Raw genomic sequence first — 24,679 nt, forward strand, 5'->3', positions numbered from 1 at the left:
TATCTGCCACCCACCAGCTACGAGCGCAGGCCACCCAGACAACCTATCGAAGTGTCCGAAATTATTTGACCACCACACGGTGATATCCGGCTGGAACCATTCATTCTCTCGGCACGGACAAGCCCCCTCTCCCTTCAGGGAGAGGGCTGGGGAGAGGGAACGGTGTCACCCCAAACACCGAAGCCGCCAGTGAACACCATCCGCGAGCAAGCTCGCTCCTACAAAAGCCCTTCACCTCATGACAAGCTACGCGCCACCTCCCCCGCCGGCGCCACGCCGCTGTCCACCTCCTCCATCTCCAGATACGCCGTCTCGCGCAGGGCGAACGAGCAGACCGCCACCAGGGCCATGGCCGCCGCGCCGTACAGCGCCACGTAGACCGGCTGGTGCCCGCTGGCGATGAGGATGGCGGTGGCCGCGCTGGAGGCGGTGCCGCCGCCCAGGGCCGCGCCCAGCTGGTAGCTGGCGGAGATGCCCGAGTAGCGCATCCGCCGCGGGAACTGTTCGGCGAGGAAGGCCGGGATCGGGCCCTGGGTGGCGCCCATGAAGAAGCCCACCACCAGGTAGCCCAGCAGGGCCAGCGCCAGGTGGTGGGTGCCCAGCAGCGGGAAGAAGGCGAACAGCCCCAGGGCCATGATGGCCGCGCCGAAGATCATCACCGTGCGGCGGCCGTGGCGGTCGGACAGGTGGCCGAAGAACGGCGCCGAGATGACGATGGCGATGGACAGCGCGAAGTCGAACAGCAACGCCTGGCTGCTGCTGTAGCCGATGTCGGTGGCGTAGGCGAGGAAGAAGGTGCTGATGTAGGCCACGGTGATGTATCCGAAAGCGATGCCGGTGCACAGCAGCAGCTCGCGCGGGTGCTGGCGCAGGGCTTCGAGCAGCGGCAGGCGGGCCTTGGGCCGGGCCTTGGCCGGTTGCGCCGGCGCCGGGTTCTGCAGGCGCGCGTAGAGGCCGACCAGCACCAGCACGCCGCCGAGCCAGAACGGGATGCGCCAGGCGATGCCGCCCAGGTCGTCGCCGAAGGCCAGGCTGACCAGGGCGAACACCGCGGAACCGAAGATGCCGCCGATGCCGATGCCCATGCTCGTGAAGCTGCCCCACAGGCCGCGGCGGCCGCGCGGCGCCACCTCGATGCCGAACAGCGCGGCGCCGCCCCACTCCCCGCCCGCGGCGAAGCCCTGCACCAGGCGCAGGCCCACCAGCAGGATGGGCGCGGCCACGCCGAGGCTAGCGTAGTCCGGCAAGAAGCCGATCAGCAGGGTGCTCATGCCCATCAGCAACAGGGTGGCGACCAGTGCCTTCTGCCGCCCGTAGCGGTCACCCAGGTGGCCGAACACCACGCCGCCCAGGGGCCGGGCGAAGAAGCCGGCGCCAAAGGCGGCGAAGGCCACCAGCACCGCGGTCAGGCGGTCCATGCCGGGGAAGAACAGCTTGGGGAAGACCAGCGCCGCGGCGTAGCCGTAGATGACGAAGTCGTAGAACTCCAGCGCGGTGCCCATGCCGGAGACGCAGAAGGTTTTGAACGCCGAGCGCGAGCCGGGCTGTGCGGGGGTGTGATCGATCATGGTGTCTGCTCTTGTTCTTGTGGCAGCAGTGGCCCGTGCGGCGGCCTGGGGGCCGCCGCCGGATGTCTTTCGCAGGTGGCGCGGCGCTAGGTCAGAAGCGCAGGAAGCCGTCGCGGGCCAGGGCCTTGGGGTTGCCGGCGACGTACTCCAGGTTGCAGCCGACGCTGTCCAGGCCGATGGTCAGCAGGGTTTCCCAGCGCTCGGTGTCCGGCTGCGACAGGTCCGGGTGGAAGCACACCACCGCCTGTTCGCCGGCGTCGCCGCAGAAGGCCTCGGCGCGGGCCGCCAGGTCCTCGCGGGCCATGCCCGGGGCCATGGCCGCCAGGTGGTCGAAGCGCGCGTAGGTGGTGGAGACGTCGGCGGTGCGCTCGCCCCTGGCCTGCTGCGGGTCGACGAAATGGTTGGTGTGCAGCACCCAGCCGTCGGCGCGCGGCGGCACCACGGCGGTGGCCGCCGGGCTCATCTCGATGCTGGCGGCGCGCAGCTCGGCGTCGTCGCGGCTGAAGCAGGTCAGCACGGTGGAGGCGCTGACGCGGGCCGAACCCACCAGTTCGATGGCCTCGGCCACGCTGGTGGCCTCCTCCAGCACGCGGCGGGCGATGGCGTGCACCGGCACCCCGGCCTCGGCGTTGTCGCCGGCGTGGTGGAGGATGTTGAAGTGCATGCCCAGACCGGCGCTGTTGACGCCGATCTTGCCGAGCATGCCGAACTCGGTGAACAGCTTGACCGTCAGGCCGCTGCCGGCGGCCAGCTGCAGCAGCAGGCCGTGGGGCACCAGGCTGTCGTGCCAGTCCCAGGTCTGGATGCTCAGCGGCGCGGCGGCGCCATGGGGCGCGTAGACCGCGGTGGAGCATTCGCCTTCCAGCGGTTGCGCCGGCATCACCGCGAGGATTTCGGTGCGCGCGTTCAGCGCTGCCAGTTGCCACAGCGGCAACCCCACGCCGGCGGCCAGGCCCTCGATCTCCCGGGCCAGGGCCGGGCACCAGGCGTCCAGCGCGGCCAGGCTGGCCTCGCCGATGCCGCGCGCCTGCCCGGCGGGCACGCCCACGCGGGGGAAGAAGTCGAGGTACAGCGCCACGCTGCGCCGAATCTGTTCCGCCCACCGCTCTCCAATCTGCCGCCCGCGCTCGAACGGCTCGCGGGTTTCGCTCACGAAGGAATGGATGATCACTGCAAGGCTCCTTTGTCGATTTGGAAAAACGCTGGGCGGGCTTCCCCGCCCCGGCCGATCAGCGCCGGGCCGCCAGCGGCCGGCTGTAGACTTCGCGGCCGGCGAACCAGGTGGCCAGCACCTGGGTGTCACGCAAGGCTTCGGGTTTCACGGTGAACACGTCGCGGTCCAGCAGCACCATGTCGGCCTGCTTGCCGGGCTTGAGCGAGCCGATGCGGTCTTCCAGGCGGATCATGCGCGCGGCATTGAGGGTGTAGGCCTGGAACATCACCTGGCGGTCGATGGCCTCGTCGGCGTTGAGCACGCCCTTGGGGCCCTTGCGCGTCACCGCCTGGTAGATGGCCTTCCACGGGTCGGGCGTGGTGATCGGCCAGTCGCTGGCGCCGGCTATGGTGGCGCCGTGCTTGAGCAGGGAATGGGCCGGGTAGGTGTACATGAAGACCATGGCGTCCACGTAGGGTTTGACGAGGTCGATGCTCGATTCATCCGCACTGGCCCAGTAAAGCTGCATGGAGGCGATCACGTCCAACTGCCTGAAGCGGTCGAAGTCCTTGGGGTTGACCATCTGCAGGTGGGTGATGGAGTGCGGGATGCCGCTGTGGCGGTCGCGGCGCGCCTGGGCCATGCCGTTGAGCGCCTCGTGGATGGCGCGGTCGCCGATGGCGTGCACGTGCACCAGCCAGCCGCGGGCGTCGGCGGCGCTGACCAGCTCGCCGAAGTGCTTGGGGTCGATCAGCAGTTCGCCGAACTTGTGCGAGTTCTTGTAGGGCTCGAGCATGGCCGCGCTCTGCGCCGGCACCTCGGCCACGCCGTCGGCGAAGACCTTGATGCCCGGCAGCGTCAGGTTGGGCACGCCGAGGAACTGCTGGCGCACCTTGTCCAGCTCGTCGAGGTCCTTCGGGGTGGCCTTGGAGTCGGCCATCAGCAGCGCGGCGACGTGGGCGGAGAGGTCGCCCTTCTCGGCCAGGGCCTTGTAGATCGGCAACACGCCGGTGGAGGCGTTGGTGATGTCGGCGCCGGGGATCTCGTTGCCCAGCGGGTCCATCCAGGCGGTGATGCCCAGGCTGTTGTAGTACTTGAGCGCGGCGTAGGCGCCGCGGGTCAGCTCCTCGGTGCTGGGCAGCGGCAGCAGGGCCTGCAGCGGGTAGAGCCCGGCGTCCACCAGGAAGCCGTTGGGGGTGCCGTCGGCGTGGACGCCGAGGGTGGCTTTCTCCTCGCCCTTGAGCGAAGAGACTTTCGCCGCGTCCACCTTGGCGAGTTTCAGCATGGCCTGGTTGGCCCAGCCGGTGTGCAGGTCCCAGCCGACGAAGAGGATCGGCACCTGGGCCCATTCGCCCTGGTTGAAGGTCTTCTCCAGCGCCGGGATGTCGCCCCAATAGGTGGACGGCAGGCCGCCGACGCTGAGGAACCCGCCACGCTTCGCCTTGCCGTCGTCGCGCCACTCGCGCAGCTTCTTCTCAAGCTCCGGCACCGGCAGCAGCTCGCCGTCGAGGTTGGCCTGGAGCATCTGCAGGCCGCCCTTCACGGTGTGGCTGTGGGAATCGATGAAGCCGGGCATCAGCACCCTGCCCTGCAGGTCGACGACGCGGGTGCCGGCGGCCTTCAGGCGCAGCACCTGCTCGTCGCTGCCCACGGCCAGGACCTTGCCGTTCTCGATGGCCACCGCCTGCTGCAGGCCCTGGCCGGGTTCGGCGGTGTAGACCTTGCCGCCGTGGAGGATGAGGTCGGCTGCGGCCATAGTTTCCGCTGAGGAAAAAACACAGGCCATGGACATCAGCGCCGGAATCAGTATTTTCATGGGATCGCCTAGATTCTTGTTGTGTGAACGCAGGTTAACCAAAGCCCGGCGCGGCTTTAACGCCGATTTTTTGCACAACTTCTGTGCCTGACAGGAATAGATGAATGGACAAGATGACCGCCCTGACCATGTTCGTCGCCACCGCCGACCATGGCGGCTTCAGCCGCGCGGCCGAACACCTGGGCAAGACGCCCTCGGCGGTGACCAAGGGCGTGGCGCAGCTGGAAGCGGAACTCGGCGCGCGGCTGTTCGAGCGCACCACCCGGCGCATGGCGCTGACCGAAGCCGGGCAGATCTACCTGGAAGGCGCGCGCCAGGCGCTGCTGCACCTGCAGGTGGCCGGCGCGGAAGTGGAGCAGTTGCAGAAGGACCTGCGCGGCACCCTGCGCATCGCCGCCCCGCCCTCCTTCGCCCCGGCCTTCCTCGGCCAGGTATGCCGAGAATTCCTCGACGAGCACCCGCAGGTACGCCTGGAGGTGGACCTGCAGGACGAGTTCGCCGACCTGGTGGAAGGCGGCTACGACCTGGCCCTGCGCGACGGCCCCGTCGACCTGCCGGGGGTGATCGCCCAGCCGCTGCTGGAGAACCACCTGCTGCTCTGCGCCAGCCCCGCCTACCTGGCACGCAAGGGCATGGACGTGACCCTGGAGAACTACGCCGGGCACGACTGGCTGATCTTCCGCCACCCCATGCTCAACCGGAACTTCTGGTGGGTGAACCGCGACGGCGAACGCATCCGCCTGAAGCAGCCGGTGCCGCGCCTGGCCAGCGACAACTACGACTTCCTGTTGGCCTGCCTGCTGGCCGGCCAGGGCGTACAGTTCCTCCCGCAGTGGAGCGCGCGGCCCTACCTGGAACGCGGCGAACTGGTGGAACAGCTACCGGACTGCTGGCGCGACCAGAGCGCCTTCGGCGCCACCATCCACGTGCTGTTCCTGCCGCACCGGCGCAACACGCGCAAGGTGCGGGTGTTCATCGAGGGGTTGAGGGCGCACCTGCGGGCGCAAGGGTTGGGCTGAGGGGGATGCCGCCGGCGCTTTTCGTAGGGCGCATAACGCCTACGGCGTTATCCGCCATGATCGCGGACGGAGTCCGCTCCTACGCTGGTCGAGCCATGCCATTCCCCTGTAGGAGCGCGCCCTGCGCGCGAATCGCGGGCAGGGCCCGCTCCTACAGTTCCAGGAAGCACCGTCGTAGGAGCGGACTCCGTCCGCGATTGGATTCACCGGCCACGCCAGACGCCCCGGTAGCACGGCCAGCGGCGGATAACCGCGAACGGTTATACGCCCTACGGTTGCACCACCGTAGGAGCAACTGTCCATTGGGTTCCCGCGTTCGTTCGCGAGCAGGCTCGCGCCTGCGAGAAGCCGGCGACACCAGCCGGCCCTAGAGCGGCAACTGCCCCGCCACCTCGGCGATCTGCTGGCGCAACCACGCATGTGCCGGGTCCTGCTGGTTGCGCCGGTGCCATACCGCGCGTACCACGGAGATCGGCGCCTCGTAGGGAACGGCGCGGGCGAGGAAGGCGCCGTCGCGGGCGAACTCGGCGGCCAGTTGGGATGGCACCAGGGCGACCATGTCGGTGTCGCGCAACAGTGCGGGAATAGCCAGCGAGTGGGCGACGGCGATGCGCACGCGGGGCGCCGTGCCGGCGTCCGCGTAGGCGTCTTCCAGGGCCTGGCGGCCGAACATCTCCGACTGCCGGGCGAGGCCGCGCTCCATGATGAAGCCGCCGACCGCGCCCTCCTCCTGGCCACCCAGGGACACGGTGACCAGCGGGTAACCGGCCAGGGCCCGCCTGTCGATGCCGCGGTCCGCCAGCGGGTGGCCCTTGCGCAGCACCAGGGATTCGCCCTCGCGCCACAGCTCCAGGGCCTGGAAGCGCACCGGCAGGTCGGCGAAGACGCCGATGGCGATGTCGATGTGGCCGATGTCGATCTGGCTCGCCAGGTCCAGGCGCGTGGAGGGGCGTATGGTCAGGTCCACCAGCGGGCCGAGTTCGCCCAGGCGCCGGCCCAGGTGCCCCAGCAGCAGTTGGCTGACGTAGTCGTTGGCGGCCACCACGAAGCGGCGTTGCGCCCGCTGCGGCTCGAAGGGCTCGGCGCCGAGGGTGGCCTGGATCTGCAGCAGTGCGCTGCGCAACGGCCCGGCCATCGCCGTGGCCCGCGCGGTGGGCTCCATGCCCCGGGCGGTGCGCACGAAGAGGTCGTCCTGCAGCGCCTCGCGCAGCCGGCCCAGGGCGTGGCTGATGGCCGACTGGCTGAGGTGCAGGCGCTTGCCGGCGCGCAGCAGGTTGCGTTCTTCGAACACCGCGTCGAACACGCGCAGCAGGTTGAGATCGATGCGTCCGAGGTTCATGGTCGCCCCAGGTCATGGCCGAAACCTGGATTCTAGCCAGCGCGGCAGCGTCGCCGACAGGCCGGCGCCATGCACGGCATGCAACATCACCTTGCACATCCATCGCTTCGAAGCCGGAGCGCGGCCTGGCATCGTCCTGGCCATGGCGCGGCCCGAACGGCCGCCCTCCTCCAGCAACCGGACGAGAGCATTCCCATGGCAAACCAACCCTCCCCCAACCAGCAGGTCCTGCTGGCCCGCTGCATCCCCTTCCTGGAAACCGTGAAGGACATGACCCCCGGCAGCCAGGTCGAGGCCTGGCTGAACAGCAACTACGGCCCCGACAGCGCCTTCTACCAGGACGTGGCCCGGCTGATCCGGCTGGGCGTGGAAGTCGAAGGCTGGGCCGCCAACGTCGAGATCCAGGGGCGGCACTATCGCCGCTCGCGGATCGCGCCACCATCCGAGGCGACCTTCGGCTTCAGCGTCACGGCGGTCTACATGGACAGCCGCGACAATGACCAGGGCAACCCGGAGGGCAGCTTCCGCGGCGACTACCATGCCCACCCCTACGGCGAATTCAACATGGTCATCCCGCTGGACGAAGGTGCCGCCCTGGCCGGCCCCAACGGCTGGTGCCATGCGGGCTGGACGGCCCCCGCGCCGGGCAGCCGGCACTTCCCCGAAGCCAGGGGCGGCGCGGTGATCGCGCTGTTCTTCCTGCCTGCCGGGCGCATCTCGTACGACGTGCAGGCACCCGAGGCGTGACGCCGGGGTCAGGCCGCCATGCCGAGCACCCGCGCGATCTCGTCGGCGACCAGTTCCGGTTCGCTGAGGATCAGCCCATGGCCGGAGCGCTCGGCCAGCACGTGGCGGCCTTGGGGCGACTGCCGGGCGCGGTGGGCATGGGCGGCGTTGGCCGCCGTGCGTATCTGTGCGCTCATGCCGAAGTCCGCCAGGGCGCCGGAGATGACCGTCAGCGGGATGTCCGGCAGCACCGGCGGCTGGCTGCGATAGGCCTGCAGCGCCGCCACCAGGCCGGCCAGCTCGGCGCCGCGGGTGCGCATCACGGCCATGGTGAAGCCTTCCCGGCGCAGGTCGGCGAGCACGTCCTCGGGCAGCACGGCGATCGCCTTGCGGTAGCAGCGTTCCAGCAGGCCACAGCGGGCCAGCAGCCAACTGGCCAGGTGGGCGAACTTCTCCAGGCGGCGGAAGGCCGGGGTGAAGATCAGCTCGCAGGCTTCGTCGGAGACGTCCGCCAGCACCAGTCCGACGATACGCTGCGGCCGCGCGGCGGTGGCGGCGCGCACCAGGGGGCCGCCGCCGCTGTGCGCCACCAGCACGAAGGGGCCGGGGCCCAGGTGGTCGAGCAGGTCGTTGAGGTCATCGGCCATCCGCTGCATGCTACGCGGCTGGGCATCCGCCGGGCTGCGGCCGAGGCCGCTGCGGTCGTAGACCACCGCGCGGGCCCGCTGCGCCACCAGCGGCTGCACCAGCCCCCAGAAGGAACGGCTGGCGGCCAGGCCGCTCTCGAACACCACGGTGGGCGCCCGCCCGTCCGCCGGCCCCGGCAGCGCCTGGTAGAACAGCTCGCGGCCATCGCGGGTGCGCGCCAGCCCTGGCGTGCCCTGGGTCGGCGCGGGTGCTGCAGGCTCGATGGCCATGGTTCGTCTCCTGGTGGCATGGCGAAAGATGGCAAATGATAATCATTAATTCACATCGATAGACAGGTGTCTGTGCGCCCAGGATGACTCGGAATCCAGCGTCGCTCGGGACGGCTCCCTCTCCCGCTTGCGGGAGAGGGAACGGGGTCAACCCGAAACATCCATGCAACCGGGTTACACCGTTCGCGAGCAAGCTACTCGTGAGTTCAGTGCTCGCCCTGAAGAGCGCCCTCTCCCCAGCCCTCTCCCTGAAGGGAGAGGGGGCCAGTCCGTGCCAAGAAATGTGATGGCTTCAACCGGAAACCCTCGGTGTTGCCGGCTGCCTCAGGAATATCCAAGCGCACCGAACAGCCCCTTTCCCTGAATGGAGAGGGGGCCAGTCCGTGCCAAGAAATGTGATGGCTTCAACCGGAAACCCTCGGTGTTGCCGGCTGCCTCAGGAATATCCAAGCGCACCGAACAGCCCCTTTCCCTGAATGGAGAGGGGGCCAGTCCGTGCCAAGAAATGTGATGGCTTCAACCGGAAACCCTCGGTGTTGCCGGCTGCCTCAGGAATATCCAAGCGCACCGAACAGCCCCTTCTCCCTGAAGGGAGAGGGGGCCAGTCCGTGCCAAGAAATGTGATGGTTTCAACCGGAAACCCTCGGTGTTGCCGGCGGCCTCAGGAATATCCAAGCGCACCGAACGGCCCCTCTCCCTGAAGGGAGAGGGGGCTAGTCCGTGCCAAGAAATCTGATGGTTTCAGCCGGAAGCCCTCGGTATCGCCGGCTGCCTCAGGAATATCCAAGCACACCGAACGGCCCCCTCTCCCGCTTGCGGGAGAGGGCTGGGGAGAGGGTGGCGGAGTCAGTCCGAAACACCCATGCAACCAGCTAGCACCGTTCGCGAGCAAGCTCGCTCCTACGAGAAGCAACCCCGCGCAGCTTCAAAGCACCCACCATTCCGCTCTACCATGCCCCATCTCCCACGCGTACCCGCCCATGCAGCTGAACAACCTGATCCGCCGCCTCGACCTGGTCACCCTGCAGCTCTTCGTGGCCATCCACGAGGAAGGCAGCCTGACCCGCGCCGCCGCCCGCGAGGCCATCGCCATGTCGGCGGCGAGCAAGCGCCTGAGCGAGCTGGAGGCCGCGCTCGGCACCGCGCTGTTCGCCCGCCAGGCGCGCGGCATGAGCCTCACCCCGGCCGGCGAAACGCTGCTGCACCACGCCCGGCGCATGCTCTTCAACCTGGAGAAGATCGGCCTGGAGCTGGGCGAGCACCTGCAGGGCGTGCGCGGCTACGTGCGCATGCTGGCCAACCTCTCGGCGATCATCCAGTTCCTGCCCGAAGACCTCGCCGCCTTCGCCGCGCGCCACGAGCGGATCAAGGTGGACCTGGAGGAACGCCCCAGCAACGGGGTGGTCCAGGGCGTGCTCGACGGCGTGGCCGACCTGGGCATCTGCTCCTCCGACAGCGACACCCGCGAACTGCTCAAGGTGCGCTACAAGCGCGACCAGCTGGTGCTGGTGCTGCGCGCCGAGCACCCGCTGGCCAGGCTGCGCCAGGTGGCCTTCGCCGACACCCTGGACAACGACTTCGTCGGCCTGCATTCGGCCAGCTCCATCAACATGCGCACCCACGAGGCCGCGCGGCGCGCCGGCAAGGTGCTGCGCCTGCGCATCCACGTGCCCAGCTTCGACGCCGTGTGCCGCATGGTGCAGGCCGACATGGGCGTGGGCATCCTGCCGCGCCAGGCCTTCGAGCTGTTCGGCGGCGCCCTGGGCCTGCGCGCGGTGGCGCTGAGCGACGACTGGGCCGAGCGCGAACTGCTGCTGGTGGCCCGCGAGCTGGAGTCGCTGTCGCCGGTCAGCCGCCTGCTGTTCGAGCACCTGCGGGACGCGCCCTAGGCCGGGCCTTTGCGCCGAACCTTCGCGTTTGGCGAAGGGTTGTTGCCGACACAGGGTTGGTGCGCGGCGCCCGTGGTCCCTAGTCTCGGCGCAAAGTCCAAGAACAACGAGGTACCGCGGTATGACTGCCCCGCTCGAAGGCATCAGGGTCCTGGAAATAGGCACGCTGATCGCCGCCCCCTTCGCCGCCCGCCTGCTCGGCGAGTTCGGCGCCGAAGTGATCAAGATCGAAGCCCTGGGCCAGGGCGACCCCCTTCGCAAGTGGCGAAAGCTGCACCAGGGCACCTCGCTCTGGTGGTACCTGCAGTCGCGCAACAAGAAGTCCCTGGCACTGGACCTCAAGGCCGCCGAGGGCCTGGCCATCGTCAAGCGCCTGCTGCAGCGCACCGACGTGCTGATCGAGAACCTGCGCCCCGGCGCCCTGGAGAAGCTCGGCCTGGGCTGGGACGTGCTCCACGCCATCAACCCCGGGCTCACCCTGGTGCGCATCTCCGGCTACGGCCAGAGCGGCCCCTACCGCGACCGCCCGGGCTTCGGCGCCATCGGCGAGGCCATGGGCGGCATCCGCTACACCACCGGCGAGCCGGGCTCGGCGCCGGCGCGCGCCGGCATCAGCCTGGGCGACTCGCTGGCCTCGCTGCACGCGGTGATGGGCGCCCTGCTCAGCCTGTTCAACGTGCGCGCCAACGGCGGCGAAGGCCAGGTCGTCGACGTCTCGCTGGTGGAAAGCGTGTTCAACCTAATGGAAAGCCTGGTGCCCGAGTACGACCTGCTCGGCCACGTGCGCGAACGCAGCGGCGGCTCGCTGCCGGGCATCGCCCCGTCGAACACCTATCGCACCGCCGACGGCGCCTTCGTGGTCATCGCCGGCAACAGCGACCCGATCTTCCGCCGCCTGATGCAGGCCATCGGCCGCCCGGACCTGGGCGAGGCCCCCGGGTTCGCCCACAACGACGGCCGCGCCGCCCAGGCCGCGCTGCTGGACGACGCCATCGAGGCCTGGACGCGCCGCCATTCCATCGACCAGGTGCTGGCCGCGCTGGAAACCGCCGAGGTGCCCGCCGGACGCATCTACTCGGTGGCTGACATCGTCGCCGACCCGCACTACCAGGCCCGCGGCATGCTGCTGGACAGCGCCCTGCCGGACGGCACCCGGGTGCGCATGCCGGGCATAGTGCCCAAGCTCTCCGCCACCCCCGGCCGGGTCAACTGGCAGGGGCCGCAGTTGGGCGAGCATACCGACGCCCTGCTCGCCGGCCTGGGCCTGGACGGCGGCGAGATCGCCCGCCTGCGCGAACAGGGGGTGGTGCAATGATCCCCGACAATCCCGAATTCCTGGTGGTCCAGGAGGTCGCACCGCGAGACGGCCTGCAGATCGAGCCGACCTGGGTCCCCACGCAGGACAAGATCGACCTGGTCGACGGCCTCTCGCGCCTTGGCTTCAGCCGCATAGAGGCGGGTTCCTTCGTCTCGCCCAAGGCCATTCCGGCGTTGCGCGACGGCGATGAGGTGTTCCGCGGCATCCGCCGCCAGCCGGGCGTGGTCTATGTCGCGCTGATCCCCAACCTCAAGGGCGCCGAGCGCGCCCTGGCCGCCGGCGCCGACGAGCTGAACCTGGTGCTCTCGGCCAGCCAGTCGCACAACCGGGCGAACATGCGCATGCGCCGCGAGCAGTCGCTGGCCGGCTTCGGCGACATCGCCCTGGCGGTACGCGGCCGCGCGGTGAGCCTCAACGCCACGGTGGCCACTGCCTTCGGCTGCCCCTTCGAGGGCAAGGTCGATGAAGACCTGGTGCCGCGCCTGCTGGACGCCTACCTGGAGCTGGGCGTGCAGGGCGTGACCCTGGCCGACACCACCGGCATGGCCAACCCGCATCAGGTGGCGCGCCTGGTCAGGCGCAGCCTGGAGCGCCTGCCGGCGGCCATGCTCACCCTGCACTTCCACAACACCCGCGGCCTGGGCCTGTGCAACGTGCTGGCGGCCTACGAGGCCGGCGCGCGGCGCTTCGATGCCGCGCTCGGCGGCCTGGGCGGCTGCCCGTTCGCACCGGGCGCTTCGGGCAACATCTGCACGGAAGACCTGGTCAACCTCTGCGAGGAAACCGGCATCCCCACCGGCATCGACCTGCCCGGCCTGCTGGCCCTGTCGCGCCGGCTGCCGGCGCTGCTCGGCCACGAGGTGCCGGGGCAACTGGCCAAGGCCGGGCGCAACTGCGACCTGCACCCGCTGCCGGCCGACCTGCCCGCCTGAGCCGGCGAAAAACACCGGGGCGCCAAGGCCCCAGCCAGACTACAAGAACAACAGGGCTGCCCACGCGGTGGCCCGACTGGAGAAAAACGATGAGTCTCGATGCCCTGCACCTGGGCGCCGCCGACGGCGCCGACAGCGAGAAAGCCCTGGTCCGCAAGGTGGCCTGGCGGCTGATGCCGCTGATCATGGTCTGCTACCTGTTCGCCTTCTTCGACCGCATCAACATCAGCTTCGCCAAGTTCCAGCTGCAGACCGACCTGGGCTTCAGCGACACCGCCTACGGCCTGGGCGCCAGCCTGTTCGTGGTCGGCTACGTGCTGTTCGAGGTACCCAGCAACCTGATGCTGTACAAGGTCGGCGCGCGCCGCTGGATCGCCCGCATCATGATTTCCTGGGGCCTGGCCACGGCGGCCATGGTGTTCGTCAACAGCGAATGGCAGTTCTACGGCCTGCGCTTCGTCATCGGCGCCATGGAAGCCGGCTTCGCGCCCGGCGTGCTCTACTACCTGACGCTGTGGTTCCCGCGGCACTTCCGCGGCCGCATCACCTCGCTGCTGTTCCTCGCCTCGGCCTTCTCCGGGCTGTTCGGCGCGCCGCTGTCCGGGCTGGTGCTCGGCCACCTCGACGGCGTGCTGGACATGCGCGGCTGGCACTGGCTGTTCCTGCTCGGCGGCCTGCCCTGCGTCGGCCTCGGCCTGCTGGTGCTGGCCCTGCTGAAGGACCGCGTGGAAGACGCGCCCTGGCTGAACGCCGAGGAAAAGCGCCTGCTGCTGTCGCGCATCGACCCGCCCCAGGCCGCCCACGGCCAGGGCTCGCTGCTGCAGGCGATCCGCATCCCCGGCTTCCTCACCCTGGGGCTGATCTACTTCCTCATCCAGGTCGCCTCCTACGGCCTGAACTTCTGGGCGCCGCAGCTGATCCGCAGCGCCGGCACCGAGAACCCCTCGGTGATCGGCCTGCTGACCGCAGTGCCCTACATCTGTGGGGCCATCGCCATGGTCATCTGTGGCCGGCTGTCCGACGCCAGCGGCGAGCGCCGCTGGTTCACCGCCGGGCTCATCGCCCTGGGCGCGCTGGGCTTCCTCTGCGCCGGCCTGTTCGACGACCACACGCCGCTGCTGATCCTCAGCCTGGGCCTGCTCGGCGCCGGCGTGGTGGCCTCGATCCCGAGCTTCTGGGCCCTGCCGCCGAAGCTGCTGGCCGGCGCTGGAGCGGGCGCGGCCGGTGGCATTGCGCTGATCAATACCCTGGGCCAGCTGGGCGGCATCGTCAGCCCGGTGCTGGTGGGCCGCATTCGCGATCTCACTGGCAGTACCACTCCGGCGTTGTACCTGATTGCTGTCACCAGCCTGGTTACGGCTGCGTTGGTCTTGTTTGCTTTGCCGCAGAAGTTGCGGATGCGTGATTTGCCGGTGCGGTGAGGGAGGATCTCCTTGTAGGAGCGAGCTTGCTCGCGAACGGTGCTCACCCGTGGCTACGGTGTTTTGGGGGAGCGCCTTTTCCTCTCCCCAGCCCTCGGCTGCGCGCCCCGCCCTGAAGGGAGAGGGGGCTAGTCCGTGCCGAGAGAAGGAATGGCTTCAGCCGGCAATCTCTGCGCTAGCCGGCTGACTCCAGAACATCAACGTCTGCCCAACGGTCCCCTCTCCCTTCAGGGAGAGGGTTAGGGAGAGGGCGCTCTTCAGGACACGCCCCGAATCCAGCCGGCAGAACACCGTTCGCGAGCAAGCTCGCTCCTACTTCGCCTTGTTCTCCCGCAGCATGCGTCTGGGAATCCCCAGCAGAATGGTCAAGCCCCCCGCGATCAATACCAAGGCAACCGTATACATCCCCCACGACAAGCTCCCCGTCGCCCCACGCACCCAGCCGATGACGATGGGCGCAGTCAGCCCGCCCACCTGCCCCAGGCTGCTGATCAGCGCGATACCGCCGGCCGCCGCCGTGCCGGACAGAAAGGCGGTGGGGATGGTCCAGAACAACGCCGTCACCGAGAGATAGCCCACGCACATGATCGACAGCAGGACGATCGACAGGCTCCAGTTCGATGGCAGGTAGCCGATGGCGGCGACGGCCCCGGCCACCACCAGGATGCAGGCCATGAAGTGCCAGCGGCGCTCCACCACCCGGTCGGAGTTCCAGCAGACGATGAGCATGCCGATCGCGCCGACTATCCAGGGCAGTGCGGAGAGCAGGCCGATGTACCAGACGTTGGTCACGCCCGACTGCTTGATCAGCGTGGGGGCCCAGAAGTTCAGCACCGAGCCGGCCCAGGGAATGACGAAGTAGCCGAAGGCGGCGATGTAGACCCAGGGGTTCCGCAGCGCCGCGGAGAAGTCGTGGCCCTTCTCGACGGCGGCCTTGGCGCTGGCATCCTCGGCCAGGTGCGCCTGAACGATGGCCTTTTCCACCGGGCTGAGCCACTTCGCCTGCTCCGGCTTGTCGGCCAGGTAGAAGTAGGCGATCACGCCGGCGACGATGGACGGCGAGCCTTCGAGCAGGAACAGCCACTGCCAGGCCTTCAGCCCGTAGACGCCGCCCATGTTGTGCATGATCCAGCCGGAGACGATGCCGCCGATCGTCCCCGCCGCGGCGATGCCGAGGATGAACCGGGACGTCACCCGGGCCCGGCGCCCGGACGGGTACCAGTAGGTCAGGTAGAGGATCACCCCGGGCAGGAAGCCCGCCTCCGCGCAGCCGAGGGCGATCCGCGCGACGTAGAACTGCATGGGGGTCTGCACGAACATCATGCAGGTGGAGATCAGCCCCCAGAGGATCATGATCCGGGAGATGGTGACCCTTGCGCCGAATCGCTGCAGGCACAGGTTGCTCGGCACCTCGAAGAGGATGTAGCCGACGAAGAACAGGCCCACGCCGAAGCCGTAGGCGGCTTCGCTGAGGCCGATGTCGGCGCTGAACTCCAGGTGGGCGAAGCTGATGTTCACCCGGTCGATGAAGCCGAGCACGTAGCAGATGAAGAGAAAGGGCAGGATCCTCAGGTTCAGTTTCCGATAGGTCGCGTCGACGTCCGACGGGTTCAGTTCGGCCAGCGTTATTGCGGGGGTTGCTGATTGCATCGTTGTTCTCCACCCGTTGGCTGCCTGCGAAAGGCATGCAAAGGCCCTTGCCCACTCTTCGCAGAGGGACAGCCGCTATTCGATTGATCGTGCTGGTGAGTGCGGGGTCAGCCTCGCGGCCCGCCCGGGGCGGGAGGCCTCAAGGCTCCCGTTCGGCGCCGAATACGCCGCGCTCGGCGAGCGCCCTTATCTGCTCGGCGGAAAAGCCATAGGCCATGAGTACTTCGTCGCGGTGCTCGTCGAGCCGGGGCGGCCGCCTGCGCAAGGCGCCCGGCGTGCGCGCCAGCTTCACCGGGATGCCCGGGCCGCTGTAGCCCTCCTCGTCCATGACCATGTGGCGGTGCAACGTATGCGGCGCCTGCGCCACCGTCCCGACGTCGAGGATGGCCGCCGCCGGCACGCCCTTGCGCAGCAGTTCCTCGCCGAACGCCTCGCCGCGGACCTGCCCGAACAGCCTTTTCAGCTCGACGTCGAGCGCGGCCCGGTTCTCGACGCGCAACCCGTTCGTGGCGTACCGCGGGTCGTCTGCCAGCCCGGGCGCCCCCAGCAGTCGAGCGAGCAGGCGGAACTGCCGGTTGTTCGCCACAGCGACGAATATCGGCGCGCCCGCCGTCTCGAACAGGTCGTAGGGCACGATGTTCGGGTGGCCATTGCCGACCGGCTTCGGCGGCACCTTCGAGGCCAGGAAGTTCGCCAGGTACGGGTGCGCCATGCTCACCCCGCTGTCGTACAGGGCGACGTCGGCCATCTGCCCGCGGCCGGTGCCGTTGCGTTCGTGCAGCGCCAGCAGGGCCGCGAGCGCCGCATTCATACCCGTGCACATGTCGACGATGGGCGAGCCCAGCCTGACCGGCAGCCGCCCGGGCTCGCCATTGATGCTCATCAGGCCGGAAAGCGCCTGCACCACGGCGTCGTAGCCGGGCAGTTCGCCGAGCGGGCCGTCGTCGCCGAAGCCGGTGATGCGGCAGTGCACGAGCCGGGGCAGGCGCCGGGTGATCTCCAGCGGCGACTCGATGCCCCAGGCGCGCAGGGTGCTCGCCTTGAAGTTCTCGATGAGCACGTCGGCGCTTTCCAGCATCGTCCAGAACACCTCGCGGCCGGCCTCGCAGCCCATGTCCAGGGTGATCGCCCGCTTGTTGCGGTTCACCGCGTTGAAGTAGGCCGCGCTGCCGTCCACGAACGGCGGGCCGAAGCCGCGGCATTCGTCGCCCTCGGGGCCTTCCACCTTGACCACGTCGGCGCCGTGGTCCGCCAGTATCTGCGCGGCGAAGGGCCCGGCGAGGACCCGCGAGGCGTCGATGACGCGCAATCCGTCCAGTGCACCGGCCATCACGCACCTCCCCTGGGCGCTTCGCCCACCCGCCACTCGAAGCGGCCGGTCGCCAGGTCCTTCTGCGTGACGCTCAGCGCCAGCCGGTGGTTGTGCGCATCGGCGGCGCCTTCCAGCAGGCCGTTCCAGATGTCGAAGACCGCCGGGTGCAGGGCCCGGGACTGGCCGAACAACGTCCAGCCGCGCTGGGTGATGGCGTAGCCCTCGGCGGTTTCCCGCACAGACACTTCGTCCCCCTGGGCCCGGGCCAGCCTGGCCAGGAAGTCGACGAAGGCGTGCAGCGACTTGTCCTTCGCCACCCCCAGGCGCGCCGCGGTCTCGTGGTAGCACTGCATGGCCACCTGGCGCGCCGAGAGACGCAGCACGTTCACGGCCTCGCAGGGGCCGAAGAGGTCGACGGCGGTGGGCAGGGTCGAGCGGACGTATTCCATCGCATAGTTGCGGCTGGCCTTCTCGATGCGCGCCTGGGGCCAGGTGCTGGAGGGCAGCGTGGGCGCGGCGGCCGGGTCGAAGTCCGGGGCGTCCTCGTGCCTGGCGAAGCGCAACCGCTCGTGGGGCGCCAGGGGTTCGTCGTATTCGTAGTAGTAGCCTTCCAGGCCGGACTGGCCATCGGCGGTCTGCTTGGTGCACACGAAGCCCAGGCGCGGGTTGCCCAGGCTGACGCCGTTCTGCGCATGCCAGCCACGCAGCATGGCCGCGGAAACCTCCGAGGGAATGGCGCACAGCGCGGTGCCCGACCAGATCCAGCGCGGCGGCGTGTAGCGCACCCAGGCCTTGCGGTCGCTCTCGTACATGTACTCGACCGAGACGCCGCCGATGTTGTTCGACAGGTAGTGATATTGCGCGGCGGCCACCGCAGGCGGGAGCTCGTCGATGCCCAGTTTCGCCAGGCCCTGGAGGAACCGTTCCGAGCGTTGGCGGCAGAACACCTGGTAGACCAGTTCCGCCGCGCGGGAGGTGCCTTGCCGGGTCACCGAGGAAAGTACCATGCCGGTGAAGAACGAATGGTACCAGTGCGCTACCGCATGCCATGCCTCGCTGGTTTCTTTATCGACTACCGTATTCATCTCTACTACCTTCTAGTTGTTTTAGGTTTGCCTGAGACCATCTACGACGTAATCCGCAATCTCTTCTGCAACTTTCATCCGCTGCATATCCGTTTCGCCCGGTTGCCGGCGATACCACATGGTCGTCCAGTTCAATGCCCCCAACAGCGGCTTGACCAACAAGTGCGAATCGACGGACTTGAATATGCCGGCGACGATTCCCTCCTCTATCACTTCGCGAAACAATGCTTCGTATTCGTCGCGCATGACGATGAGCCGCTGCATCTCCGCACGCTGGGCATCGGTCAGGCTGCCGGTGAGGTGCATCTCGACGCCCTGCACGGTCACCCGCTGATAGGACGTGTATTCCATCATCAGCCGGGTATGCTCGACCGCCATCCGCCGGAGCCGCTGGTCCGCGCTCTGGGCTACGTCCGCGGCGATGGGCGCAACGCTTTCCAGGTTCATTTCCATGGCCCGCCGGTGCACGGCGGCGAACAGGTCCCCCTTGCTCCGGTAGTAGTAATAGACACTGCCCTTGGTAGCCTGAATCTGGTCCGCCACGTAATCGATAGAAGTCGCTTCATAACCAATTCTGGAAAAAGCCTCTGCCGCGGCATCCAATATCGCCGACTGGCGCAATGGCATGTTTTCGTAACGGACGGATTTATTGGCCACACTTCATTCCTTTTTGTTCAGGTTTCCACACAACGAATGTTTTACCTGGCGCGCCAGGACCACTCGCTGGATCTCCGAAGTGCCTTCGTAGATTTCGGTGATCCGCTGGTCGCGATAATAACGTTCCATCGCGCTGGGCTTTACGTAGCCCCGGCCACCAAGAATCTGTAGGGCATCGTCCACAATGCAGTGGGAAGCTTCGCTGGAGAACAGCTTGGCCATCGCCCCCAACGCCGTTATGTCGTCGCCACGGTCGTATGCGCGGGCGGCTTCGTAGGTCAGCATGCGGGCCGCGGACAGCGAGGTGACGGCGTCGGCCAGTTTGAAGCCGACGCCCTGGTGGTCGATGATCGGGCGCCCGAAGGTGCTGCGTTCCACTGCATGGGCCGCGGCCTCCTCGAATGCCGCCAGGGCGATGCCGTTGGCCTGGGCGGCTATGACCACGCGGCCCACGGCGAGGGTGGCCAGCGCCAGGCCAAGGCCCTTGCCGGCTTCGCCGACGATGGCGTCGCCCTCGACGTAGGTATCCAGCTTCAGGTTGGTGGTGGTCGTGCCACGGATGCCCATCTTGTCTTCGTAGTGGTCGATCACCACGCCCTCGGCATCCCGGGCCACGACGAAGGCGCTGATGGCCTTCCTGCCGGCGCTCTCGCCGGTGGCGGCGAAGACGATGAAGTGCCGGGAGTGGCCGCCGTTGCCCAGCCAGCATTTCTCGCCGCGTATCCGCCAGCCCTTGCCCATGCGGGTGGCGGTGGTCTGCAGGGCAGCGGGGTCGGAGCCCGCGCCACGCTCGCTGAGCGCGAAGTTCACCGCGGCCCCGGTTTCGGCGAGCCCGCCCAGCAGCCGGCGCTTCTGCGCGTCGCTGCCGCCGAGCAGCACGGGGAATGCGCCGAGGGACAAGGCCGCCACGATCGCGGCGGTGGAAGCGCAGCCGCGCGCCAGTTCCTCGACCACGGCCACCAGCGCGCACAGCGACGCCCCTTCGCCGCCATGTTCGCGGGGCACGAACATGCCGCTCAGGCGGTTTTCCAGCAGCACGGGCAGGTGTTCCAGCGGGTAGCGCTGGTCGCGGTCGATCTCGGCGGCCAGCGGGCGGAAATGGCGCTCGCCGAGCAGCCGGGCGATCTCCTGCCAGCGGCGCTCGTCAGCGGTCAGCGGTGGGCTCCAGATGATGCTCATGGGAATACTACCAAGTAGGTTTTCGGGAAGTGACAACGAATCCCGGGCAAGCCGGAATCCCGTCTTGCGATCAACATACTACTCAGTATCTAAAACCGTCATCGCCTCGCCAGCAGCCCGTCCCCGCTGCCCGCCAAGCAAGATGCCACCCCTCTCCAGCCCTTCCCCCAACGATTCCCGAGCAAGCCTCCAGCCCGCAAAGCAGCGCAAACCCTGACGCAGGATGGGTGGAGCGAAGCGATGCCCATCGCCCTGATAGCCACACCTATCAGGAACACTCCTACAGACATAGATACCGCTTTACCCAGTCCAAACGACCAACGCCCTACCCGTCTATTCCGAGCCTTCCGTCCACGCCGGCGGAACCTTCTGCTATCCTGTGCGTCCTTTCGCTGTCGGTCACCGCCTTGACCGTGCTCCGCATGACAGCCGCGCGCCTGCGCACTCCATAAGAACCAAGGACACCTGATGACTACCTCTGCAACCGAACCGCGACGCGGTGCGGCCCTGGTGCTATTCGCCCTCGCCGTGGGCGGTTTCGCCATCGGCACCACCGAGTTCGCCACCATGAGCCTGCTGCCGCTGTTCGCCCCGGCCCTGGGCATCGATGCGCCCACCGCGGGCCATGTGATCAGCGCCTACGCCCTGGGCGTGGTGGTGGGCGCGCCGCTGCTGGCGGTACTCGGCGCGCGCCTGCCGCGGCGTACCCTGCTGGTGCTGCTGATGGGGCTGTTCGCCCTGGGCAACGGCCTCAGCGCGCTGGCGCCGACCTACCACTGGATGCTGCTGTTCCGCTTCGTCAGCGGCCTGCCCCATGGCGCCTACTTCGGCATCGCCGCGCTGGTGGCCGCCTCGCTGGTGCCGCCGCACCGGCGCACGGTGGCGGTCGGGCGGATGTTCCTCGGCCTGACCGTGGCCACCATCGTCGGCGTGCCCCTGGCCAACTGGCTGGGCCAGGCCCTGGGCTGGCGCTGGAGCTTCGCGCTGGTTGCCGCCCTGGGCGTGACCACCATGCTCTGCGTGCGCCTGCTGGCGCCCTACTCGCCGCCCGAGGCCGGCGCCAGCCCGCTGCGCGAGCTGGGCGCGCTGAAGCGCGGCCAGGTGTGGCTGACCCTGGGCATCGGCGCCATCGGCTTCGGTGGCCTGTTCGCGGTGTACACCTACCTGGCCGACATCCTCGGCGCGGTCACCCATGTCTCCCCCGCCGTGGTGCCGCTGGTGCTGGCGGTGTTCGGCGTCGGCATGACCCTCGGCAACATGTTCATCCCGGTGCTCGCCGACCGCGCGCTGATGCCCACCGCCGGCGGCCTGCTGGTGTGGAGCGCGGTGGTGCTGGCGATCTTCCCGTTCACCGCCGGCAATATCTGGAGCATCGCCCTCTGCGTATTCTTCGTCGGCTTCGGCGGCGCCCTGGGCACGGTGCTGCAGACGCGGCTGATGGACGTGGCCGAGGACGCCCAGGGCCTGGCCGCGGCGCTGAACCACTCGGCCTTCAACTTCGCCAACGCGCTGGGCCCGTTCCTTGGCGGCCTGGCCCTGGCCGCCGGCTACGGCTGGACCTCGCCGGGCTGGGTGGGCAGCCTGTTGGCCATCGGCGGCTTCGTGCTCTGGTCGATCTCCCTGGCCAGCAGCCGCCGCCAGGAAAGGGCCGCCCTGCAGGGCGACTGCTGAGCGGACGCGGCGGCCCTACCCACGGGCCGCCGTCACGGCCGCCGCGCCGTGGGCCCGTCGCCCTGCTGCCCGTCCACCCAGAGCGAGCGCAGGTCGCAGATGACCCGCGACGGGTTGCCGATGGACACCAGGCACACGCGGTTCTCCCAGCGGTCCCAGAGGAACACGTACTGGGCGTCGCCGCCGGCGGGGGTGTAGCGCAGCATCATCGCGGCCACCACGGCGATGGCCCAGACCGACAGCAGCAGGGCGAGGAACGCGACCATCTTCATGGCCGCCGACCTCAGGGCCGGACCGCGAGAATGCCCGAATGCACCCGGTACAGCGCCTGTTCGGTGGTGCTGCCGATGATCTTCGCCAGGCCCGGGTGGTAGAGGGTGCCCATGACCACCACGTCCATGCGCTTCTCGTTGGCGAAATCGCTGATGACGCGGGTGGCCGGGCCCTTGACCAGGTGCTGGTAGGGCCGGCCGACGCCGAAGCGTTCGCCGATGCGGTCCATGCGCTGGCGCGAGCGGCCGCTCATCTGCTCGGCGACTTCCGGCGACCAGGCCACGGGGCCCGCGGCATAGGCCAGGTAGCCGCTGGCCAGGTCGTAGGCCTGCAGCAGGTGCAGCTCGGCGCCGCACTGGTGGGCCAGGGCCTGCGCCGACTCTACGATATGGTCGTTCAACTGGTCGACGAGCACGTCGTCCTGGGACAGGTCCAGCGCGGCCAGCACCCGCTGCGGGCACGGGTTGTCGGCGGTGCTGACCAGGTGCAGCGGCACCGGGCACTGGCGCAGCAGCTGCCAGTCCAGCGGGGTCATGATGGCGCGGCTCAGGGCCGGTTCGTACTGGCTGTCCTTCACTACCAGGTCGATGCCGTGCTGCTCCACCAGGCGCAGCGCTTCCTTCAGCGGGTCTTCCGTCCACACTGCCTCGGCGACGACCTCGATGCCCTGGGCGCGCAGGTCGGCGGCGTGCGCCTCCAGCCAGCGTTCCTGGCGCAGGCGCGTCTCTTCGCGGGCGCGGGTCTGCAGCACGCTGTCGAGCACGCCCAGGCCCACCGGCAGGGCATCCAGGGTGACCAGGTGCAGGTGGGCGCCGCCGGCCAGGGCCAGGGCCTTGGCGCGCGCCAGGGCGGCGGTGTCACGGAGCAGGGGATCGCAGATCAGCAGCAGGCGCGAGTAGGCGTTCATGGGGACCTCCGGAGGGGGACAGGGGTTGTGCCCCTAAGCCTGCGCCTTCACCGCCAGCGGCCCCTTGATGTGCATCAAGCGCGCCGTCGCGCCCGCCCTAGGGCAGCATGACCGCAGCGGAGGAAAGCCCGGCTAGTCGCCGGCCGGAGCTCGGGCGCTGCGCACTTCCCGAGAAACCTGGTTCTGGATGGCGTAGGCCGGGTCTTCCAGGGTGTTGAAGTTGCGCACGTACTGGCGGGCGAAGCCGTCCACGCCCAGTTCGCGGTACTGCTGCACGTGCTTGAGCTCGTGGGCCCAGAGAGCCAGGTCGTGCAGGGCGTCGTCCTCGTTGCGGAACACCACCACGTCGATCAGGGTCACGGCGACCACGTCCTGGTTCTGCAACATGGCGCTGGCGGCGTCGATGTCCTGGCCCTGGCCGACGCGGTAGCGCACCGCCTGCAGCAGGTCGTCCGGGTACCAGGCCTGCAGTTGCACGCGCAGGTCCAGGGGCAGCGGCTGCACGCCGGCGGCCACCATGCGGTCGCGGGACTGGGTGAGCCACTGCGCCAGGGCCGGCGCGGCGACGTTGCGCGCGTCCTCCTGGAGCACGCCGAACACCCCGTCGGGGTCGGCGACGCAGATGCAGCCGCCCAGGCAGACTTCCGACTGCCCGGCCGGGCAGGCATACAGGGCCGCGCTGGCACTGAGGCCGGCGGCAAGGACCAGTGAAAGCAGCGGGCGCGACGGGCGGGACTTCGACAAGCGGGGCTCCTGGGGTTCGGGCAGGCGGGCGAGTATACCCGCCTTGCTTCAGACAACGGCGGCGGGGGGTTAGCTCCCCGGGGATGCCTCGGTGGTCAGCGGCGTTTCACGTAGGGCGCATAACGCCTATGGCGTTATCCGCCGTTTGGCCTTGGCTTCCGGCGGCGCCAGGGTTGACCTTGGCGCTGGCTATGGCCCCGGTGTATCGGCGGATAACCGCGAACGGTTATCCGCCCTACGGCTCCAGGGAGGCACGGTCGTAGGAGCGGACTCCGTCCGCGATATGTCGATCCCGGGCAGCACAATCGCGGATAAATCCGCTCCTACGCTGCCCCGCTCGCGCCATTCCCCTGCAGGAGCGCGCCCTGCGCGCGAATCGCGGGCAGGGCCCGCTCCTACAGGTTGACGCCGAACGGCCCCCTCTGCCTCTGGGAGAGGGCTGGGGTGAGGGTGCTCTAGGCCTCTTCCGGCCGCAACCGCAGCGGGTCCACCAGCCCGGCGGCGATGGCCATGCCCACCAGGTCGGCGAGGGTCTGCGCCTGCATGCGCTTCATCACCCGGGCGCGGTACAGGTCCACGGTCTTCACGCTGATGTCCAGCTGCTCGGCGACCTCGCGGTTGGTGTAGCCGCGCACCAGCGGCAGCAGCACGTCGCGCTCGCGCGGGGTGAGCGCGGCGAGGCGTTCGTCCAGCTCGCCCAGGCCGGCCCGCGAGGCGTGCTGGCGGGCGCGGGACTGCAGGGCCTGCTGCACGCTGTCGAGCAGCAGCTGCTCGTTGTAGGGCTTCTCGATGAAGTCCAGCGCGCCGGCCTTGAAGGCGCGGATGACGATGGGCACGTCGGCGTGGCCGCTGACGAAGATCACCGGCAGCTCCAGGCCGCGCCGGCGCATTTCCTCCTGCACGCTCAGCCCGCCCAGGCCGGGCATGCGCACGTCCAGCAGCACGCAGCCGTGGGCGTCCGCCGGGCAGGCGTCGAGGAAATCGCGGCCGCTGGTGAAGGGCAGCGCCTTCAGGCCCACCGACTCGAACAACCAGACGGTGGACTCGAGCATGCCCGGGTCGTCGTCCACCACGTACACCACCGCCTCTTGCGGCACTTCCAT

Annotated in this window: 21 protein-coding genes; 7 read left to right on the top strand and 14 right to left on the bottom strand. The window is 68.9% G+C overall.

Translation table 11 applies throughout. The annotated features are described in order from the left end of the window. Positions 1–236: 236 nt before the first annotated feature. The 3 genes from VV867_RS08390 to VV867_RS08400 all read right to left on the bottom strand — a co-directional run bounded on the left by VV867_RS08390 (position 237) and on the right by VV867_RS08400 (position 4,537). Positions 237–1,568, bottom strand: coding sequence for an MFS transporter (locus VV867_RS08390; RefSeq protein WP_328566086.1), 1,332 nt, complete (start codon positions 1,566–1,568; stop codon positions 237–239). A gap of 91 nt (positions 1,569–1,659) precedes the next feature. Further along, positions 1,660–2,739: a C45 family autoproteolytic acyltransferase/hydolase gene (locus tag VV867_RS08395; RefSeq protein WP_089391308.1), complete on the bottom strand. Its 1,080-nt coding sequence runs from the start codon at positions 2,737–2,739 to the stop codon at positions 1,660–1,662. A gap of 58 nt (positions 2,740–2,797) precedes the next feature. After that, positions 2,798–4,537 carry an amidohydrolase gene (locus tag VV867_RS08400; RefSeq protein ID WP_328566087.1) on the bottom strand — a complete coding sequence of 580 codons (1,740 nt, stop codon included), beginning with the start codon at positions 4,535–4,537 and terminating at the stop codon, positions 2,798–2,800. 104 nt (positions 4,538–4,641) lie between these two features. Here VV867_RS08400 and VV867_RS08405 point away from each other — a divergent pair, with 104 nt between their 5' ends. Further along, complete coding sequence (locus VV867_RS08405; RefSeq protein ID WP_275630011.1) at positions 4,642–5,556, top strand: LysR family transcriptional regulator; 915 nt, start codon at positions 4,642–4,644, stop codon at positions 5,554–5,556. 367 nt (positions 5,557–5,923) lie between these two features. On the opposite strand, the gene VV867_RS08410 is transcribed toward VV867_RS08405, so the two are convergent. Then, complete coding sequence (locus tag VV867_RS08410) at positions 5,924–6,895, bottom strand: LysR family transcriptional regulator (RefSeq protein ID WP_328566088.1); 972 nt, start codon at positions 6,893–6,895, stop codon at positions 5,924–5,926. 195 nt (positions 6,896–7,090) lie between these two features. Here VV867_RS08410 and VV867_RS08415 point away from each other — a divergent pair, with 195 nt between their 5' ends. Next, positions 7,091–7,642, top strand: a complete 552-nt coding sequence (locus VV867_RS08415) for a 4-hydroxylaminobenzoate lyase (RefSeq protein ID WP_328566089.1) — start codon at positions 7,091–7,093, stop codon at positions 7,640–7,642. Between the two features lie 8 nt (positions 7,643–7,650). Here VV867_RS08415 and VV867_RS08420 read toward each other — a convergent pair whose 3' ends face one another. Next, on the bottom strand, positions 7,651–8,538 hold the full coding sequence (locus VV867_RS08420; protein WP_328566090.1) for an alpha/beta fold hydrolase: 888 nt from the start codon (positions 8,536–8,538) through the stop codon (positions 7,651–7,653). A gap of 980 nt (positions 8,539–9,518) precedes the next feature. On the opposite strand from VV867_RS08420, the gene VV867_RS08425 reads away from it, so the two are divergent. From VV867_RS08425 to VV867_RS08440, 4 genes are all read left to right on the top strand, one after another. Beyond that, positions 9,519–10,427 carry a LysR family transcriptional regulator gene (locus VV867_RS08425; RefSeq protein WP_328566091.1) on the top strand — a complete coding sequence of 303 codons (909 nt, stop codon included), beginning with the start codon at positions 9,519–9,521 and terminating at the stop codon, positions 10,425–10,427. Positions 10,428–10,548: 121 nt separating this feature from the next. Then, positions 10,549–11,742: a CaiB/BaiF CoA transferase family protein gene (locus VV867_RS08430; protein WP_275630005.1), complete on the top strand. Its 1,194-nt coding sequence runs from the start codon at positions 10,549–10,551 to the stop codon at positions 11,740–11,742. Continuing rightward, entirely contained in the window at positions 11,739–12,677 is a 939-nt protein-coding gene (locus tag VV867_RS08435; protein WP_328566092.1) for a hydroxymethylglutaryl-CoA lyase, read from the top strand. Before VV867_RS08430 ends, VV867_RS08435 begins: the two co-directional genes overlap by 4 nt. A gap of 89 nt (positions 12,678–12,766) precedes the next feature. Next, positions 12,767–14,098, top strand: coding sequence for an MFS transporter (locus VV867_RS08440; protein WP_328566093.1), 1,332 nt, complete (start codon positions 12,767–12,769; stop codon positions 14,096–14,098). Between the two features lie 312 nt (positions 14,099–14,410). Here the strand turns inward: VV867_RS08440 and VV867_RS08445 are convergent, their stop codons facing one another. The 5 genes from VV867_RS08445 to VV867_RS08465 all read right to left on the bottom strand — a co-directional run bounded on the left by VV867_RS08445 (position 14,411) and on the right by VV867_RS08465 (position 19,981). Beyond that, the gene (locus VV867_RS08445) at positions 14,411–15,748 is read right to left on the bottom strand and encodes an MFS transporter (protein WP_328566094.1); all 1,338 of its coding nucleotides are present in this window, start codon (positions 15,746–15,748) and stop codon (positions 14,411–14,413) included. 139 nt (positions 15,749–15,887) lie between these two features. After that, positions 15,888–17,078 carry a CaiB/BaiF CoA transferase family protein gene (locus VV867_RS08450; RefSeq protein ID WP_328566095.1) on the bottom strand — a complete coding sequence of 397 codons (1,191 nt, stop codon included), beginning with the start codon at positions 17,076–17,078 and terminating at the stop codon, positions 15,888–15,890. Then, complete coding sequence (locus tag VV867_RS08455; protein WP_328566096.1) at positions 17,078–18,145, bottom strand: hypothetical protein; 1,068 nt, start codon at positions 18,143–18,145, stop codon at positions 17,078–17,080. The genes VV867_RS08450 and VV867_RS08455 overlap by 1 nt, the downstream gene beginning before the upstream one ends. Before the next feature lie 21 nt (positions 18,146–18,166). Beyond that, a complete protein-coding gene (locus VV867_RS08460) occupies positions 18,167–18,802 on the bottom strand; it encodes a TetR/AcrR family transcriptional regulator (RefSeq protein ID WP_328566097.1) in 636 nt (211 codons plus the stop codon). Positions 18,803–18,805: 3 nt separating this feature from the next. Then, complete coding sequence (locus VV867_RS08465) at positions 18,806–19,981, bottom strand: acyl-CoA dehydrogenase family protein (protein WP_328566098.1); 1,176 nt, start codon at positions 19,979–19,981, stop codon at positions 18,806–18,808. Between the two features lie 468 nt (positions 19,982–20,449). On the opposite strand from VV867_RS08465, the gene VV867_RS08470 reads away from it, so the two are divergent. Continuing rightward, on the top strand, positions 20,450–21,652 hold the full coding sequence (locus VV867_RS08470) for an MFS transporter (RefSeq protein WP_109936682.1): 1,203 nt from the start codon (positions 20,450–20,452) through the stop codon (positions 21,650–21,652). 32 nt (positions 21,653–21,684) lie between these two features. Here VV867_RS08470 and VV867_RS08475 read toward each other — a convergent pair whose 3' ends face one another. From VV867_RS08475 to VV867_RS08490, 4 genes are all read right to left on the bottom strand, one after another. Next, positions 21,685–21,924, bottom strand: a complete 240-nt coding sequence (locus VV867_RS08475; RefSeq protein WP_328566099.1) for a hypothetical protein — start codon at positions 21,922–21,924, stop codon at positions 21,685–21,687. An 11-nt stretch (positions 21,925–21,935) separates the two neighbouring features. Continuing rightward, positions 21,936–22,832: a universal stress protein gene (locus VV867_RS08480; protein ID WP_328566100.1), complete on the bottom strand. Its 897-nt coding sequence runs from the start codon at positions 22,830–22,832 to the stop codon at positions 21,936–21,938. Between the two features lie 132 nt (positions 22,833–22,964). Further along, entirely contained in the window at positions 22,965–23,576 is a 612-nt protein-coding gene (locus VV867_RS08485; protein WP_328566101.1) for an eCIS core domain-containing protein, read from the bottom strand. A 455-nt stretch (positions 23,577–24,031) separates the two neighbouring features. Further along, positions 24,032–24,679: a response regulator transcription factor gene (locus tag VV867_RS08490; protein ID WP_109936989.1), complete on the bottom strand. Its 648-nt coding sequence runs from the start codon at positions 24,677–24,679 to the stop codon at positions 24,032–24,034.

This window comes from Pseudomonas sp. JH-2, from assembly GCF_036231725.1.
GTDB lineage: Bacteria > Pseudomonadota > Gammaproteobacteria > Pseudomonadales > Pseudomonadaceae > Pseudomonas > Pseudomonas delhiensis.

What these genes read in the sequence shown, in the direction of transcription:
- VV867_RS08475 (WP_328566099.1), bottom strand. Translation starts at nt 21,924, where the DNA reads ATGAAGATGGTCGCGTTCCTCGCCCTGCTGCTGTCGGTCTGGGCCATC.
- VV867_RS08390 (WP_328566086.1), bottom strand. Translation starts at nt 1,568, where the DNA reads ATGATCGATCACACCCCCGCACAGCCCGGCTCGCGCTCGGCGTTCAAA.
- VV867_RS08465 (WP_328566098.1), bottom strand. Translation starts at nt 19,981, where the DNA reads ATGAGCATCATCTGGAGCCCACCGCTGACCGCTGACGAGCGCCGCTGG.
- VV867_RS08455 (WP_328566096.1), bottom strand. Translation starts at nt 18,145, where the DNA reads ATGAATACGGTAGTCGATAAAGAAACCAGCGAGGCATGGCATGCGGTA.
- VV867_RS08410 (WP_328566088.1), bottom strand. Translation starts at nt 6,895, where the DNA reads ATGAACCTCGGACGCATCGATCTCAACCTGCTGCGCGTGTTCGACGCG.
- VV867_RS08425 (WP_328566091.1), top strand. Translation starts at nt 9,519, where the DNA reads ATGCAGCTGAACAACCTGATCCGCCGCCTCGACCTGGTCACCCTGCAG.
- VV867_RS08415 (WP_328566089.1), top strand. Translation starts at nt 7,091, where the DNA reads ATGGCAAACCAACCCTCCCCCAACCAGCAGGTCCTGCTGGCCCGCTGC.
- VV867_RS08490 (WP_109936989.1), bottom strand. Translation starts at nt 24,679, where the DNA reads ATGGAAGTGCCGCAAGAGGCGGTGGTGTACGTGGTGGACGACGACCCG.
- VV867_RS08405 (WP_275630011.1), top strand. Translation starts at nt 4,642, where the DNA reads ATGGACAAGATGACCGCCCTGACCATGTTCGTCGCCACCGCCGACCAT.
- VV867_RS08445 (WP_328566094.1), bottom strand. Translation starts at nt 15,748, where the DNA reads ATGCAATCAGCAACCCCCGCAATAACGCTGGCCGAACTGAACCCGTCG.
- VV867_RS08470 (WP_109936682.1), top strand. Translation starts at nt 20,450, where the DNA reads ATGACTACCTCTGCAACCGAACCGCGACGCGGTGCGGCCCTGGTGCTA.
- VV867_RS08400 (WP_328566087.1), bottom strand. Translation starts at nt 4,537, where the DNA reads ATGAAAATACTGATTCCGGCGCTGATGTCCATGGCCTGTGTTTTTTCC.
- VV867_RS08480 (WP_328566100.1), bottom strand. Translation starts at nt 22,832, where the DNA reads ATGAACGCCTACTCGCGCCTGCTGCTGATCTGCGATCCCCTGCTCCGT.
- VV867_RS08435 (WP_328566092.1), top strand. Translation starts at nt 11,739, where the DNA reads ATGATCCCCGACAATCCCGAATTCCTGGTGGTCCAGGAGGTCGCACCG.
- VV867_RS08420 (WP_328566090.1), bottom strand. Translation starts at nt 8,538, where the DNA reads ATGGCCATCGAGCCTGCAGCACCCGCGCCGACCCAGGGCACGCCAGGG.
- VV867_RS08450 (WP_328566095.1), bottom strand. Translation starts at nt 17,078, where the DNA reads ATGGCCGGTGCACTGGACGGATTGCGCGTCATCGACGCCTCGCGGGTC.
- VV867_RS08430 (WP_275630005.1), top strand. Translation starts at nt 10,549, where the DNA reads ATGACTGCCCCGCTCGAAGGCATCAGGGTCCTGGAAATAGGCACGCTG.
- VV867_RS08440 (WP_328566093.1), top strand. Translation starts at nt 12,767, where the DNA reads ATGAGTCTCGATGCCCTGCACCTGGGCGCCGCCGACGGCGCCGACAGC.